The 650-nt window shown below is 78.2% G+C and carries 1 protein-coding gene and 1 pseudogene; both read left to right on the top strand.

Features of this window, described 5'->3' with window-relative positions:
- Positions 1 to 260 (top strand): annotated as a pseudogene (locus MXD58_RS24455) (hypothetical protein); the annotation flags it as partial.
- Positions 261 to 271: 11 nt separating this feature from the next.
- Positions 272 to 650: NAD(P)-binding protein (locus MXD58_RS24450; RefSeq protein WP_250610018.1), on the top strand; the 379-nt coding region annotated here is incomplete at its 3' end.

Here is a 650-nt window from a genome sequence, read left to right as displayed (position 1 = left end):
GGGGGCGGGGGCGGGGGCGGGCGGGCGACCGGGCCGCGGGGGTGGTGGGCCTGCTCACCGGGATCGCCGGGCGGGCTGTCGCCGCGCGCCGCACAGGCGGACGGAGCTGGCCGGACTCGGCCGCCCACCCGGTCTCCGTCGCGCTCGTCGGCTACCTCACCGCCCTGTCGTGGTGGCGGCGCGGGCACGGCGGGGTGTCCTGGAAGGGCCGGCCGCTCCCCACCGACCCGCACCGGCGCCGCCCCCGCGGCGGATCGTAGAGTCCTCTTCCGTGGCCCGCGTGGTGGTGATCGGTGCCGGCGTGGGCGGCCTGGCGGCAGCGGCCCGCCTCGCCGCGGCCGGACATGACGTGACCGTCTGCGAACAGGCCTCGACGGTCGGCGGGAAGCTCGGCTGGTACGAACGCGATGGCTTCGAGTTCGACACCGGGCCGTCCCTGCTGACCATGCCGGGTGTGTTCGAGGACCTGTTCGCCGCCACCGGCCCCCCGCTGCGCGACGCGCTGAAGCTACGCCGGCTCGACCCGATCGCCACCTACCGGTTCGCTGACGGCACCACGCTCGCCGCGCACGCCGACGACGACGCCTTCGCCGCCGAGCTCGACGCCCGCCTCGGTGGCGGGGCCGCCGCGGCCTGGCGCCGGGTGGCGG

This window comes from Frankia sp. AgKG'84/4 (assembly GCF_023242965.2).
GTDB lineage: Bacteria > Actinomycetota > Actinomycetes > Frankiales > Frankiaceae > Frankia.
Note: the sequence above shows the minus strand (reverse complement) of the source record. Positions and strands in the feature narration are given on the sequence as shown.